Below are 13,695 nucleotides of genomic sequence, written 5' to 3'. Positions count from 1 at the left end.
TTAGCTGTCCTTGCGTAGCTTAGCTAGCCGACCACGTAGCCGATCGGGACGCTGTTGGGCGCGGTTACCGGTTTTCGCGGTCTTTTCGATGTGCTCTTCCCCGTAGGTGCGCAGCAGCAAGTCATCGATCAGCCGGAGCTGGCTGGGGACGAATCGATACTGCATTTTCGTGTGGACGTCGGCGATCGCGGCGTCATCCAAAAGATTACGAAGCTGTGCCAGGGTGGTGATCCCGTGGGCAGAAAGTAGTTCTTCCATCCAGGTGTAGTGGGCGATCTTTGAGGTGGGGAAGCGGTTGCCCACGAGCACCGTCAGCACACCTGGCAGGGTTTCCGCCGTCAGCTCGACATCGGAGCCATGGTCTGGGGCGTCGCCGTGAATCGTCGCAATTTGGTCGAACTGCTGGTCGGCAAGCTCGATTAAGCCCGCTGCCAAGGTGAAAGCCCTGTCGACGCGGGGGTCCAGACAATCGCCGGATTTGTAACGGACATCGTGCTCGAACTCCGCCCAGGCATGTTGCAGCACAGTGCGGATCTGTACCTCAAACAGCATCCCGGCGTATTCTTCCAACCCTTCGATGCCCGAGGGGATCTCGACATAGAGGTGGTGCGAACCATAGCCGAAGCCGCCAGAAATTTTCGTCTGGGCTGCCTTGTCCACGGACTTCACAACCTTGAACGATTGACGCAGTACGTTGATGACCTCTGGGATGGCGGTGGAGTGGTAGGTGGTGATGCGTACTCCGACAAGGTCCCGGATGTCGTTCCACGGATCGCTGTATCGCGGGGTGCCATCGGCGGTGCGGCTAAGTGCTTTCGCTTTAAAAGAACGCCAGGTTTTAACCCTTGATGTCACTCGGTCGTAGGTGACGCCGGAGTCATCAAGCAGGTCTTCGATGGCGTCTTTGAAGTCCTGTGCTGCGGTGGGGTGCTCACGTCGCCAGGCGTGGTAAACCTGGCCGAGGCGAGCGGGAGAAGAAGTCTGAGGCATAACAAGGTGCAAGTATAGGTCAGGCGCCTAGCTGGAAGGGATAGCCGGCTCTATAGAGCAGCGTGGCTCGGGTGGTATCGATGTTCGGATAATTTTGAGCTATGGGTGAAAAGACACGGATGCGTGACTCCGGGCCGACCTCGTAACGGAGGTCCTCGCTGGCTAGAAGTTGCGTGAGTCTTTGGTGCAGCATGGAAAAGAGGTGGGGATGGCACAGCCACGCGGTGGTGTTGTCGGTGGGGCTGTTAATTTCTACGGCTGGTGGTGGGCCGATGTAGTCGAGGGTGAGCGGGCGGTGTTGCACTTGCACTCCGTAGGAGTGGTTACACCTAGCCCGGTCTAGGATGTTGTCGGCTGCGAGGTCCCATGCGCGTGTCGCGTTGAGGCCTAGTTTTCGTAGTGTGCCAACAGCGACGCTGCGTGCGTCAGCGTTGTTGTAGATGATTTCTGCGCTCAGGTGCTCTGAGAGTGCTAGCCGAACTGGGTGGGTGGCGAAGTCCGCATCGGTCAATCGCGGTGGGGTAGTGCCGCGGGCGACCAGCCTAAGGCTCAGTGCGTTAATTTCGCCTGAACGTTGGCGTCCACCGTCGATCCATCGCGGTGGTAGCTCGGCAGTCAGTGCCGCGTAGTCGAGTGCCGTGGGGGGGATCATGGGTGTGCTCATGTCGGGTCCTTTCAGCGACGTCGTTTTTGTCCTCGTATACATGGACGTAATGACGCCGCGTGAGGTTCCGCATCATTTGGTGACCTACCTCGTCAGCACCGAAACACAGGCAAATGTTCGATTATTTCGAACATTGGTCTTTGGTGTTAAATAACCCACTGATGTGGTAGTTTTCCCCTGATTTATCTTGGCATGTTCGATAATGTTCTTGGGTGATCGATTTTTTCTGGTCCCCCCTGTCTGGTGGCTTTCCTACAGTGTGCACCGTGACTTTCTTAAACAACGTGTCCAAGCTCAATCCAAAACTTAGCCTGCTGTCTCATCAGGGCGATCCTTATGGGGATCAGGCCCTTGATCGACTCGACGCTGTTATCTCCCATCCGCGTTCGCTAGCTCGCGCCAGCGCGGCATGGCGCCCGCCTGTTGTAAGCCTTCCCCCCACAGCCGGTGTGCCCGGGCTGAAAGTTGCGTTGCGCAGGTATCGCGTGGGGCCGGAGATGCGTGCTGAATTCCAGCAGCATGGGACTAAGCGAACGCCGGCCTATGTCATTGAGGCACGCTTCAGTAATGCGGAGGGAAAGCAGGTACGCACACGCGACTGCGAATGGTGGATCGGAAGGCTATTGGACTGCCCATTCGAGTTCACCGTGCATCAACTAGTAGGGGAGTCTTCTCCGACATACCGTTGGGTTGTTGATGCCCACTACCGCCCTATGTATTCCGCGGCGGAGCTGTTGCGCAAGAGTCAGCCTGCTGCCTGAACGCGCCTTTGGCCCACCGTGGGAAGCCATCTGTGCACTCCTTGCGGCGGGCTAGATGCCCTTTACCCCATCCTGGGTCGTAGGAATCATCGTTTGAGGAAGACGACGAGGGGGAAGATGGGCTTTGTCGGCGGCTCCGAGGAGTGCGAGTTCGAGCCAGCCGTGCTCCTTCTGGGAGAGGGGAGAGCGACATGCTGCGGCGTTGAAGGACAACGCCCGTGCCATTGCGGTCGGTGAGCACCGGTTGAATACTGCTAGCGCTGGCACCTAGAAGGACGCCCCGACGATGGAACATGTCAGCCACAGTGGTGCCGTTCGTGCTGTCGAGGGGATGTAGAAGGTCTTCTCGGCGGGCGACCTCCACAATAATTGCTGCACAGGCTTCAGCGTCTGCGAGTGCATCGTGGTGATTAACTAGGTCGTAGCCTACGGCGTCGGCTACGAACTTCAAACCATTACGCTGCTGGCCCAACTCGGTCATCGTTGACAGAACATAGGAGCAGCCGAAATTAAACTCTAGGGGCGCAACATCCGCATAGAGGCATGCCTCCCGAAGTGCTGCTGTGTCGAACTGAGCGAAATGGGCTATAACAGCGTCGTTTCCAATGAAAGCGCGAACGTCGTCGATGACCTCTGAAAAAGGCGCGGCATCCGCTACAGCTTCTGAGGTGATGCCGTGTATTCCCACGTTAACTTCGTCGAAAAAGTTTACTTTTTCAGGTGGTGTGCATAGCCAGCTGGAGCTATCGGCGACCACACCGTCGACGATGCGCACCACTCCGATTTGGCAGACCGATCCGTAATTACTATTGGCTGTTTCAACGTCCAGGGCCACAAAGTTGAGTCCCGGGATGGTGGTGCTAGGGCACAGCCGTGTCAAAGCTGCCGCAAAAGCCCGGGCGTCCTGCTCCTGGTTTGGTGAAAAATCCCAGGACAGCTGCTGTTCTCCAGCGGTTAGTGCAACATGCCCACTGTCTCGTGCAGTCGGTAAATCTGACTCAACGCGCAAGGAGTCAGACATATCTGCGTGGAGTTCATTCAACCACTGACGAACATCTGTTGTGGAGGCCTTCTTCAGTGGGCTGCGTGGCTTAAACTCCACTACCGCGCCGTCGAAATGGAGCGAGCCGCCATGGCATTTCACCGTCAGATCATGTGTTTGTGGCATTAGTAGTCCGGGGTCTCCGCGTATTCATCGCCCTCTGCAGGGGGCTGCTGTGGTTCATCGTCGTGCTGTTCGCTGGTGGGGGCGGGATCGCCCGATACCAGTGCCGCAGCGAGGCGCACTCGTGCTTGGTTTTCTTCGAAGGACATGGGGGCCGAGATAGGCGATGCAGAGTCGCCAATACCTGGTTGCTCGAATCCTGTGTAGCGTCCGTAGCCGTTGCTCCCGTTGCGGTCATGTGCAGCGTTGGCCGACGTGCGGCTAGCGGAGCCGCAGGGAGATGCGCCATCACCAGGTGTGACGCGAGTGTCAGCGGTGTCCATGTCGCAGGATTCGCACACATCGGAGGCCTCGGGCACCGGTGGTTCGATCTGCTTGAGGACCAAGGTGGATCTTGCAGGAACTTCGATGGTTCCGCAGGCGTCGATGAATTGCTCTTCGATGGGGTAACCGGTGTCTTCAGTGGTGTCGACAATGAGCTTCCAACGTTGTCCGAAGCGACGGCTTGGAAGGGTAAACATGATGGCTTCGTGGAAAGCGTTGAAGCAGAGGATGAAACTGTCGTCGGTAACTTTCGCGCCGCGCTCATCGGGCTCAACAATTGCCTGGCCGTTGAGGTAGACCATTAAGGACTTGCCGAAGGTGAAATCCCAGTCGGACTGAGTCATTAGCTTGCCAGAGGGCACCAGCCAGGCAATGTCACGCTCTGCAACTGAGCCGTCACCCAAAGGGCCCCCCGCGAGGAACTGCCGACGCCTAAACACCGGATGGTTCGCCCGAATACGCAACAACCTCTTAGTGAACGTCACCAGTGCTTCGTTGTCGTGCGCTTGCTGCCAGTTCATCCAACTGAGTTCGGAGTCCTGGCAGTAAACATTGTTATTGCCCTTTTGGGTGCGTGCCATTTCATCACCATGGGCAATCATCGGTGTGCCCTGAGAGAGCAGCAAGGTGGTGAGGAAGTTCCGGCGTTGGCGTGCACGAAGTGCACGAATCTCTGGGTCCTCGGTGGGGCCTTCTGCACCACAGTTCCATGAGCGGTTGTGCGATTCACCGTCGCGACCGCCCTCCATATTGGCGTCGTTGTGCTTATTGTTGTAGCTCACCAAGTCGTTGAGCGTGAAGCCATCATGGGCGGTGACGAAGTTGATTGAAGCTGTGGGTCGACGACCATTGTTGGCGTAGAGATCCGAAGAGCCTGTGATGCGAGAAGCGAACTCACCCAAAGTGGATGGTTCGCCGCGCCAAAAGTCGCGCACGGTGTCGCGGTACTTACCATTCCACTCAGTCCACAGGGGAGGGAAGTTGCCCACCTGGTAGCCACCCTCGCCGACGTCCCAGGGTTCCGCGATGAGTTTGGCCTGGCTGACGATGGGATCTTGCTGCACCAAATCAAAGAAGGCAGACAAGCGATCGACGTCGTGGAGCTCACGCGCCAAGGTTGAGGCCAGGTCGAAGCGGAAACCATCAACATGCATCTCGGTCACCCAGTAGCGCAGAGAATCCATGATCAGCTGCAGAGAGTGAGGGTGCCGGGCATTGAGGCTGTTGCCTGTGCCGGTGTAGTCCATGTAGTGGCGCTGATCCCCGTCGACCAGGCGGTAGTACGCGGCGTTATCGATACCGCGGAAAGCAATAGTGGGGCCGTAGTGATTGCCTTCGGCGGTGTGGTTGTACACGACGTCAAGGATCACCTCGATCCCAGCTTCGTGGAAGGTGCGCACCATCTGTTTGAACTCACTGACTGCACCGCCGGGTTTGGTGGCCGCTGCATAGTCCTGGTGTGGAGCGAAGAAGCCGAAGGTGTTGTAGCCCCAGTAGTTCCTTAAGCCGAGGTCCCGCAGCCGATCATCCTGGAGGAACTGGTGCACAGGCAGCAGTTCAATGGCGGTGATGCCGAGATCCTTGAGGTAACGAATGATGGCAGGGTGGGCGAGTCCCGCGTAGGTTCCTCGAAGCTCTTCGGGCACCCCGGGATGAGTCATTGTCATGCCCTTGACATGAGCCTCGTAAATGACGGTCTTGTGGAAGGGAGTCTTGGGGGCGCGATCGGAAGCCCAATCGAAGAAAGGACTAATCACCACAGACGTCATGGTGTGACCGAGGGAGTCCTCTGTATTGCGCCCTTCGGGATTATCCGGATCCGAGATGTCGTAGGAGAACAAGGAAGGGTGGCCGTCAAATTCGCCACAGAACGCCTTGGCATACGGATCGACCAAGAGTTTGCTGGGATCACACCGGTGGCCGTTATCCGGATCGTAGGGTCCATGCACGCGCCAGCCGTAGCGCTGTCCGGGTTGCACCCCGGGCAGGTAGCAGTGCCAGGTTTGGGCATCTACCTCGGTGACCTCAACGCGGGTTTCGTGGCCGTCTTCGCTGATGAGGCACAATTCGACTGAAGTTGCGACGTCCGAAAAAAGGGCGAAATTGGTGCCAGCGCCGTCGTAGGTCGAACCGAGGGGATAGGCTTCGCCGGGCCACACTTGATAGACGTCCTTGGCTTCACTCATAAGCTCACAGTCTAGTAGCTGCCCGCCTATTGGTACTCATTCCCCCGGAAAGCGCCGCGACCGGAGCGGGTTATTGGGCTTGCGTCGCCACTATCCCGGCTTTAATGAGCTCAACTCCCTGGTTGAATTGCTCCGTAGCTGCATTATGAACGCTATGCACTTGGCTTTCTGTGGCATCCGGTGCCACTGCTTGTGCCAAAGCCAAGGCCGATTGTTCATGCGCCGTGGCGCCCAGAACGAAATACAGAAGCGTGTTGGCCGCGACGTCATCACCCGTAGCCGACCGCAAGGTAGCGCGCAGCATCGTGGCTAGGGGTTCGTGCGTTAAAGCGGCGGAGACAATTTCTGCCCCATCCCGGTGCTCCAGCAAGGCACTGCGCAACGATGACGCCGCGTTATCCACCGCCAGGCAGCGCGCCTCACGGTTGAGTGGTTGTTCGACAGGGGTGTCGGTGTGAGCACATACCGGAGCGACAATGCGCTCGGCCAGGGCCGCAATCAGCGCCTGCTTGGATTCAAAATGCCAGTACAACGCGCCGGGCCCGACAGACAAGGACTTCCCAAGGCGACGCATCGTCAGATCGGCCAGGCCGTAACTGTCGAGGATGTCCAGGGCCGCATCAATGATCCTGTGGCGTGAGAGCGTGCGAGCAGATGGCATAGAAACCCATCTTAATTTGCTGCTAGTGTGGTGGCACCCCTCATACTTTTGATTCCTAGGAGTTTGTATTCATGAATCGCACTTTTGCGACACGCACCCTGAGTTTGGCTACCGCCCTCTGCATTCCTTTTGGTCTTGTAGCTTGCGGCGGCGATAAGGAAGATGAGGCATCGTCGCAAACCACCTCGACGACGACCACGACGACCTCCACAACCTCCACCAGCACTACTCCTACCTCTACTGAGGTGCCTAAAGAGGAAGAAAAGAAGCCTGAGGAGAAGGCGCCAGCCGAGCAGTCACCGGCAGGACAGCCCCCCGCGCCTGCCCCCACGGACCAGATCAATCCGCTTGCCCCGATCCAGGCTAAACCGGTCAATACCGGCCGTCCGGGAACCCCTGAAGAACGTCAGCAGATCACTGACATGCTGAACAACATTGCGCAGGGGCGTACCCCGCGCGAGGTGCTCGAGCGTACCGCTGATAGCACCTGCCAGTCTCTGATCGACGCTAACGGTGGCCGTGGGGCCTTCTTCCCCAGCGATCCTCAGGTTGCGATGGCGCTTGATGCGCCTCTAGCTGCGCTACCTGATTTCCGCCCGGCCCACGTGTCTGCGGTCGACAATCTGCAGGTTGACGGTGACATCGCGTCTGCGACCGTGACCACCGTGTCCGAAGGCCAAGAGCCGGTGACTGCTGTGATGCGTTTCCACAATGAGGGTGGCTGGAAGATGTGCGGCAACGACATGTAGCCGGTGGCCGGTGATGTCGGGCTGCGCGTCGTGTTGAACGGTGTTTAATTAGCCGTGTATGGTTGTGCTTGCTAACACATGGCGTGAACTATCGCACAGTTTGCGCTCCAGCCAACGGACAACACTTTGGAGAACGTATGAGCACCCCCACCACCGAACAGCCCTTAGCCCACTCATCCGAGGCCGACATCCTCGACATTGCCCGCGAGAAAGTTCTCGGCAGGGGAGTGGGCCTGGATAAGGAAGAGACCCTTCGGGTTCTCCAGCTTCCTGATGACCGACTCGAGGAGCTCCTTGGCCTGGCGCATGAAGTCCGTCTGAAGTGGTGCGGCGAAGAGGTCGAGATGGAAGGCATCATCTCCCTCAAGACTGGCGGTTGCCCAGAGGACTGCCACTTCTGCTCCCAGTCGGGTCTGTTTGAATCTCCCGTGCGTTCCGCATGGTTGGATATCCCCGCTCTTGTTGAGGCAGCAAAGCAGACCGCAAAGTCCGGCGCAACTGAATTCTGTATTGTTGCCGCGGTGAAGGGCCCGGACGAGCGCCTTCTTTCCCAGCTAGAGCAGGCGGTCGCAGCAATTAAGGCCGAGGTAGACATCGAGGTAGCCGCATCCATTGGCATCCTCACCCAGGAGCAGGTCGACCGCCTCGCCGCAGCGGGTGTGCACCGCTACAACCACAACCTGGAGACTGCGCGCTCCTACTTCCCGAACGTGGTCACCACCCACACCTGGGAGTCTCGTCGCGAAACTTTGCGGATGGTGAAGGAAGCCGGCATGGAGGTGTGCTCGGGTGGCATCCTCGGTATGGGGGAGACCTTGGAGCAGCGTGCGGAGTTCGCCTCGGATCTCGCCGCTTTGGATCCCACCGAAGTGCCGATGAACTTCCTCGATCCGCGCCCCGGTACCCCATTCGCGGATTACCCGGTGATGGAGTCCTCGGATGCCTTGCGTGCTATTGGTGCTTTCCGTCTTGCTCTGCCGAAGACCATGCTGCGTTTTGCCGGCGGTCGCGAGCTCACGTTGGGTGATCTGGGTGCCGAAAAGGGCCTGTTGGGTGGTATCAACGCGATTATCGTCGGAAACTACCTGACCACTTTGGGCCGCCCTCAGGAGCAGGATTTGGACATGATGGGCAAGCTGCGCCTTCCCATCAAGGCGCTCAACGCCACGGTGTAGCAGGAGGCACTAGTCGATCATGGAACGTTCCCAGCGGCGCCTCGCCAGTGATGAGCTTCTTGCAGCCATCGTCTCTGGTGATGCGCCGGTATTTCACCCCAATACGGGGCAAGAGATCGCGGAGGGCGTAGAGATTACGCTCTCACCGTCGGCCCGTGCTGGTTTAGAGGCCCCACGGTTCTGCCAGCTCTGTGGCCGAAGGATGGTGGTTCAGATCCGCCCGGATGGTTGGGAAGCGCGCTGCTCTCGCCACGGTGAGGTTGATTCTGCCTACCTGGGTCAGCGTTGACAGACCCCACGGTCTAGAATTGTCCCCATGTCGAGCTTGCTCAATGTTATTGACCTCCGTGGACAGACTCCGACCTTAAGCGCCCTGCGGCGGACCTTGCCGCGCGGTGGTACTGATGTCGATAGTGTCTTAGGCGTTGTTGCCCCCATCGTGACCGAAATCCGCGAGGGGGGCGCTTCCGTAGCGCTGGATTACGGTGAGCGTTTCGATCATGTGCGGCCGAAGTCTGTGCGTGTTCCTCAGGAAATTATTGACGCCGCGGTTGCTGGCCTGTCACAGCACGTGCGGGAGGCTCTAGAAGAATCAATCGCTCGAGTGCGTACGGTTCACGAGGCCCAGCGGCCGAAGGACCACACCACTGAGCTGGCCCCTGGTGCGACCGTGACTGAGAAGTTCATCGCGGTTGAGCGCGTGGGGCTGTATGTGCCCGGCGGTAATGCGGTTTACCCGAGTTCGGTCATTATGAATGTGGTTCCTGCCCAGGCTGCTGGGGTGGAGGGCATGGTTGTTGCTTCTCCTCCGCAGGCTGAGCATGGTGGTTGGCCCCACCCGACTATCCTCGCAGCGTGTGGCATGCTCGGGATTGATGAGGTCTGGGCGGTTGGTGGCGCCCAAGCTATCGCGCTTCTGGCTTATGGTGACGAAGAGTCCTCCGAGGCGTTGGTTCCGGTGGATATGATCACCGGACCGGGCAATATTTTTGTCACTGCGGCCAAGCGCCTGTGCCGTTCGGTTGTGGGGATCGACTCGGAGGCCGGCCCCACGGAGATTGCGATTTTGGCCGATGACACAGCAGACCCGGTGCGGGTGGCCTATGACCTCATCAGTCAGGCGGAGCACGACGTAATGGCTGCTAGCGTGCTGGTCACCGACTCTGAGGAGCTTGCGCGCGCTGTGGATGCGGAAATTTCCGCTCGCTACTCGATTACGCGCAATGCTGATCGTGTGAAGCAGGCTCTCACGGGCCAGCAGTCGGGCATCGTGTTGGTTGACGACATTGATGCAGGTGTGCGCGTTGTCGATGCCTATGCCGCCGAACACCTCGAGATCCACACTCGGGATGCCCGCCAGGTTGCGGAGTCAGTTCGTAATGCGGGTGCCATTTTTGTTGGCGAGTTTTCGCCGGTTCCGTTGGGTGATTACTCCGCCGGATCCAACCATGTGTTGCCAACGTCGGGTACTGCCCGCCATAGTTCCGGTTTGTCGACGCATACGTTCCTCAAAGCAGTGCACCTTATCGACTATGACGAGGCTGCGTTGAAGGAAATTTCTGACGTCGTGGTGGCTTTGGCGGATGCCGAAGACCTTCCGGCTCATGGCGAGGCCATCCGGGCCCGTTTCGAGCAGCTTCCTACAAAGAATTGAGTGAGTCCGTGTCTAGTTCACCTGAGTCGCCTATCAACCAAGTTGCGTTGGCCCAGTCCACGCGTATGGAGGATCTGCCTCTTCGCGACGAGCTGCGTGGGGATAAAGCCTATGGCGCTCCTCAATTGCACGTGGACGTGCGACTGAATACTAACGAAAATCCCTATCCGCCATCGGACGCTTTGGTGGAAGATTTTATCGCCCGGGTTCGCTCGGTCGCGTCCGATCTCAACCGCTACCCCGAGCGTGATGCCGTGGAGTTGCGTACGGAACTCGCACGCTACATTTCCCGGGCAACGGGCGTGGATGTCACTGTGGACAACGTCTGGGCGGCTAATGGGTCTAATGAGGTGCTGCATCAGCTGCTCCAGGCCTTTGGCGGCCCCGGGCGCCGGGCGTTGGGTTTCACCCCTAGTTATTCGATGCACCCCTTGCTTAGTAAGGGCACTCACACGGAATTTGTGTCCTGCCCTCGGGGTGAGGATATGCGCATCGATATGGATGCTGCACTCCAGGCGATTGCGGATTCGCACCCGGACGTCGTTTTTGTTACGACCCCGAACAATCCTACGGGTGATGTGACGTCGCTTGAGGATATTGAACGCATCGTGCAGGCTAGCCCCGGCATCGTCATTGTCGACGAAGCCTATGCCGAGTTCTCCGATGGGCCTTCTGCTGTCACGCTCATCGAGCGCTACCCAGCCAAGCTGGTTGTTTCGCGCACCATGAGTAAAGCGTTTGACTTCGCGGGCGGTCGGCTGGGCTATTTCGTTGCGAGCCCGGCGTTCGTTGAGGCTGTGTTGCTCGTGCGTTTGCCCTACCACCTGTCCTCATTGTCCCAGCTTGCGGCGATTGTTGCGTTGCGTCATAGCGAGGATACTTTGGCTACTGTGGCGACGTTGGCTAAGGAACGCGATCGTGTTTCTGAGGCTTTGACGGCGATGGGGTATTCGCTTGTTCCCAGCGCATCGAATTTTGTCTTTTTCGGATTGTTTGATGACGCCGCGTCGGCGTGGCAGCAGTTTCTTGACCGGGGCGTCCTCATCCGCGACGTCGGCGTGGAAGGATACCTGCGCGCGACAATCGGCCTGCCAGAGGAAAACGACGCCTTCCTACGGGCTGCGCAAGAGATCATCAAAGAAAATAGCTAGCATCTACAGTTTGCTGTGAAAGGCACCATCATGAGCACCCCTCGCGTAGCGCGTATCGAGCGCACTACCAAAGAATCCTCGATTGTTGTCGAGATTAACCTCGACGGTACTGGCGTAACCACCATCGACACAGGCTTGCCGTTTTTCGACCACATGTTGACTGCTTTCGGCCAGCATGGTTCCTTTGACTTAACTGTTCAAGCCAGCGGTGATACCGATGTGGATGCTCACCACACGGTTGAAGACACCGGTATTGTGCTGGGCCAAGCTTTCGCCCAAGCACTGGGGGACAAGAAGGGGATCCGTCGGTTCGCCTCCTGTCAGATTCCGATGGATGAAACTCTGTGTGAAGCCATCGTTGATGTGTCTGGTCGCCCGTACTGTGTGATCAACGGCGAACCCGACTACATGATCACCAGTGTGATCGGCGGGCACTACGCGACGGTCATCAACCATCACTTTTTCGAAACCCTGGCCTTTAACGCGAAGATTGCGCTGCACGTGCGCTGTCATTATGGCCGCGATCCTCACCACATCACCGAAGCCGAGTACAAGGCTGTAGCTCGTGCATTGCGGGCTGCTACCGAAGATGACCCCCGGGTCGAGGGCGTGCCCTCCACTAAAGGCACCCTCTAAAACAGGGGGTGAGGTGGCATTACACATCGTTGATTTGCTAGCCTTGCACGAGCTAAATAACTCATAAAGTCGGCGATCGTCGCGAGCACGATGTGGATGATAGGAGCGATGACGTAAGTGGCACACGAGGCTCTTTCGCGTGATCAACTCGAACAAATTGACAACATGTGGAAGAGCCCGGGGCTAATCGGCACGCTCATCGCTGTGGCCACTGCATTCGGTTCGTGGACAATGCTGTTGCCCACCCTGCCTCTGGCGGTTATCGAAAGTGGGGGATCCAAAACGCTAGCGGGTGCCACCACCGGCATCTTCATGCTTTTTACCGTCATCACTCAGATGTTTACCCCGCGTGCGTTGCGCACCATCGGGTACACACCGGTGATGGTTTTTTCAGCTGCCACCTTGGGTGTTCCTGCCTTGGCCTACATGGTGTCAATCGCGCCTGTTCCCGTGCTGGCGGTGTCTGCCATCCGTGGCATTGGTTTCGGTGCGCTCACGGTCGCCCAGGCTGCACTTATCGCAGAGCTCGTACCGCTGAAGTTCCTTGGCAAAGCTTCCGGCGCATTGGGCCTTGTCATTGGGCTCGTGGAAATGTTTGTGCTGCCTCTAGGGCTTAACCTTGCAAAGCACTTCGGATTCAACCTCGTGTATGGCATCACCGCGGCGATTGCAGTTGTCGGTGCTGTGGTGTGTTCACGACTGCCGCGGCTCAAGGCCGCACCGAAGGCGCAGCGTAAAGAGGGCGATACTCGCCTGGAGGGTGTTCCCGCTGTCGCGACGTGGAAGCTCATCACCGTGCCCGCAATCGCTATGTGCGGCATCGCCATGGGCTTTGGTGCCCTGAACTCTTTCCTTCCGGCGGCGGTGCGCGACCTCGACCCGGCCAAGGGCGCGTTGATCGGTGGCGTCGTGCTGGCCATCGTTGGTGGTGCTCAGATGGTCTCCCGCTACGCGGCGGGTATGTATGCCGATCGTAAGGGCCAGGCTGGGTTGTTGATGATTCCCTCCTTGCTGCTCGGTGTCCTCGGTTTGTTGCTTGTCGCGCTGGTCGTTTTCGCTGATTGGAACGCGTGGCTGATGCTCGTGGCTGCCTTGTCCTTCGGGCTCGGTTTTGGCGCGGCACAAAACGAGGCACTGTTGATGATGTTTGCTCGCCTTCCTCGTGAGCGCGTGTCTGATGCTTCGGCCATGTGGAACATTTCTTTCGACTCGGGCACTGGCCTGGGATCGGTGGTGCTTGGTTTCGTCGCGGCACGCTTGGCATACGACGGTGCCTTTTTCGTCGCGGCGTCATTGGTTGGTATCGGACTGTCGTTGGTCATTGCTGATTCGATCGCTGGTAAGCACCGTATTGCCGAGTACCACAACACTCGTGCGCACCTTCGCCGGGTCCCGATGGCTAGAGCAACCTACCATGGTGCTAAAAAAGTCGGACGCGTCAGCAAAGCTGCAGGTAAAGCTGCCGCTCGTGCGACGGTTAAGCCGATTAAGCCTATTGTGAAGCCCCTGCGCACCAACCCCAATGCTAAGCAACGCGGTGCCAGCGATAGTCCGTCTGATACTTAAAATTAACGGTGCC

Annotated in this window: 13 protein-coding genes; 8 read left to right on the top strand and 5 right to left on the bottom strand. The window is 58.2% G+C overall.

Features of this window, described 5'->3' with window-relative positions; translation table 11 throughout:
• Both L1C91_RS01900 and L1C91_RS01895 read right to left on the bottom strand, forming a co-directional pair.
• Positions 1–990: a GTP pyrophosphokinase gene (locus tag L1C91_RS01900; RefSeq protein WP_234857734.1), complete on the bottom strand. Its 990-nt coding sequence runs from the start codon at positions 988–990 to the stop codon at positions 1–3.
• A gap of 19 nt (positions 991–1,009) precedes the next feature.
• Positions 1,010–1,654: a hypothetical protein gene (locus tag L1C91_RS01895; RefSeq protein WP_234857733.1), complete on the bottom strand. Its 645-nt coding sequence runs from the start codon at positions 1,652–1,654 to the stop codon at positions 1,010–1,012.
• Positions 1,655–1,920: 266 nt separating this feature from the next.
• Between L1C91_RS01895 and L1C91_RS01890 the strand changes: the two genes are divergently transcribed.
• A complete protein-coding gene (locus L1C91_RS01890; RefSeq protein WP_234857732.1) occupies positions 1,921–2,415 on the top strand; it encodes a hypothetical protein in 495 nt (164 codons plus the stop codon).
• Here L1C91_RS01890 and L1C91_RS01885 read toward each other — a convergent pair.
• The 3 genes from L1C91_RS01885 to L1C91_RS01875 form a co-directional block, all read right to left on the bottom strand.
• On the bottom strand, positions 2,366–3,583 hold the full coding sequence (locus tag L1C91_RS01885; protein ID WP_234857731.1) for an exonuclease domain-containing protein: 1,218 nt from the start codon (positions 3,581–3,583) through the stop codon (positions 2,366–2,368). The genes L1C91_RS01890 and L1C91_RS01885 overlap by 50 nt on opposite strands.
• A complete protein-coding gene (gene glgX / locus L1C91_RS01880) occupies positions 3,583–6,090 on the bottom strand; it encodes a glycogen debranching protein GlgX (RefSeq protein WP_234857730.1) in 2,508 nt (835 codons plus the stop codon). Before glgX ends, L1C91_RS01885 begins: the two co-directional genes overlap by 1 nt.
• A gap of 70 nt (positions 6,091–6,160) precedes the next feature.
• Positions 6,161–6,751, bottom strand: a complete 591-nt coding sequence (locus tag L1C91_RS01875) for a TetR family transcriptional regulator (protein ID WP_234857729.1) — start codon at positions 6,749–6,751, stop codon at positions 6,161–6,163.
• A gap of 71 nt (positions 6,752–6,822) precedes the next feature.
• Here L1C91_RS01875 and L1C91_RS01870 point away from each other — a divergent pair, with 71 nt between their 5' ends.
• The 7 genes from L1C91_RS01870 to L1C91_RS01840 all read left to right on the top strand — a co-directional run bounded on the left by L1C91_RS01870 (position 6,823) and on the right by L1C91_RS01840 (position 13,682).
• Positions 6,823–7,500 (top strand): hypothetical protein, encoded by a 678-nt coding sequence (locus L1C91_RS01870; RefSeq protein ID WP_234857728.1) that lies wholly within the window; start codon positions 6,823–6,825, stop codon positions 7,498–7,500.
• Positions 7,501–7,637: 137 nt separating this feature from the next.
• Positions 7,638–8,675: a biotin synthase BioB gene (bioB, locus tag L1C91_RS01865; protein ID WP_046204075.1), complete on the top strand. Its 1,038-nt coding sequence runs from the start codon at positions 7,638–7,640 to the stop codon at positions 8,673–8,675.
• Positions 8,676–8,694: 19 nt separating this feature from the next.
• Positions 8,695–8,964, top strand: a complete 270-nt coding sequence (gene bsaP / locus L1C91_RS01860) for a biotin synthase auxiliary protein BsaP (protein ID WP_020976537.1) — start codon at positions 8,695–8,697, stop codon at positions 8,962–8,964.
• A 36-nt stretch (positions 8,965–9,000) separates the two neighbouring features.
• Positions 9,001–10,329: a histidinol dehydrogenase gene (gene hisD / locus L1C91_RS01855; protein ID WP_234857860.1), complete on the top strand. Its 1,329-nt coding sequence runs from the start codon at positions 9,001–9,003 to the stop codon at positions 10,327–10,329.
• 32 nt (positions 10,330–10,361) lie between these two features.
• Positions 10,362–11,480 carry a histidinol-phosphate transaminase gene (locus L1C91_RS01850; RefSeq protein ID WP_328219572.1) on the top strand — a complete coding sequence of 373 codons (1,119 nt, stop codon included), beginning with the start codon at positions 10,362–10,364 and terminating at the stop codon, positions 11,478–11,480.
• A 30-nt stretch (positions 11,481–11,510) separates the two neighbouring features.
• Positions 11,511–12,116 (top strand): imidazoleglycerol-phosphate dehydratase HisB, encoded by a 606-nt coding sequence (gene hisB / locus L1C91_RS01845; protein ID WP_041747047.1) that lies wholly within the window; start codon positions 11,511–11,513, stop codon positions 12,114–12,116.
• A gap of 117 nt (positions 12,117–12,233) precedes the next feature.
• Positions 12,234–13,682, top strand: a complete 1,449-nt coding sequence (locus tag L1C91_RS01840; protein WP_234857727.1) for an MFS transporter — start codon at positions 12,234–12,236, stop codon at positions 13,680–13,682.
• Positions 13,683–13,695: the final 13 nt, after the last annotated feature.

The organism is Corynebacterium argentoratense (assembly GCF_021491455.1).
Lineage (GTDB): Bacteria > Actinomycetota > Actinomycetes > Mycobacteriales > Mycobacteriaceae > Corynebacterium > Corynebacterium argentoratense_A.
The sequence above is the reverse complement of the archived record's forward strand: the minus strand, read 5'-3'. Positions and strand labels throughout refer to the sequence as shown.

Bases quoted from the DNA above. Each gene is read 5' to 3' on its own strand.
- L1C91_RS01895 (WP_234857733.1), bottom strand. From the start codon at position 1,654: ATGAGCACACCCATGATCCCCCCCACGGCACTCGACTACGCGGCACTG.
- bsaP (WP_020976537.1), top strand. From the start codon at position 8,695: ATGGAACGTTCCCAGCGGCGCCTCGCCAGTGATGAGCTTCTTGCAGCC.
- L1C91_RS01870 (WP_234857728.1), top strand. From the start codon at position 6,823: ATGAATCGCACTTTTGCGACACGCACCCTGAGTTTGGCTACCGCCCTC.
- hisB (WP_041747047.1), top strand. From the start codon at position 11,511: ATGAGCACCCCTCGCGTAGCGCGTATCGAGCGCACTACCAAAGAATCC.
- L1C91_RS01885 (WP_234857731.1), bottom strand. From the start codon at position 3,583: ATGCCACAAACACATGATCTGACGGTGAAATGCCATGGCGGCTCGCTC.
- bioB (WP_046204075.1), top strand. From the start codon at position 7,638: ATGAGCACCCCCACCACCGAACAGCCCTTAGCCCACTCATCCGAGGCC.
- L1C91_RS01875 (WP_234857729.1), bottom strand. From the start codon at position 6,751: ATGCCATCTGCTCGCACGCTCTCACGCCACAGGATCATTGATGCGGCC.
- glgX (WP_234857730.1), bottom strand. From the start codon at position 6,090: ATGAGTGAAGCCAAGGACGTCTATCAAGTGTGGCCCGGCGAAGCCTAT.
- L1C91_RS01900 (WP_234857734.1), bottom strand. From the start codon at position 990: ATGCCTCAGACTTCTTCTCCCGCTCGCCTCGGCCAGGTTTACCACGCC.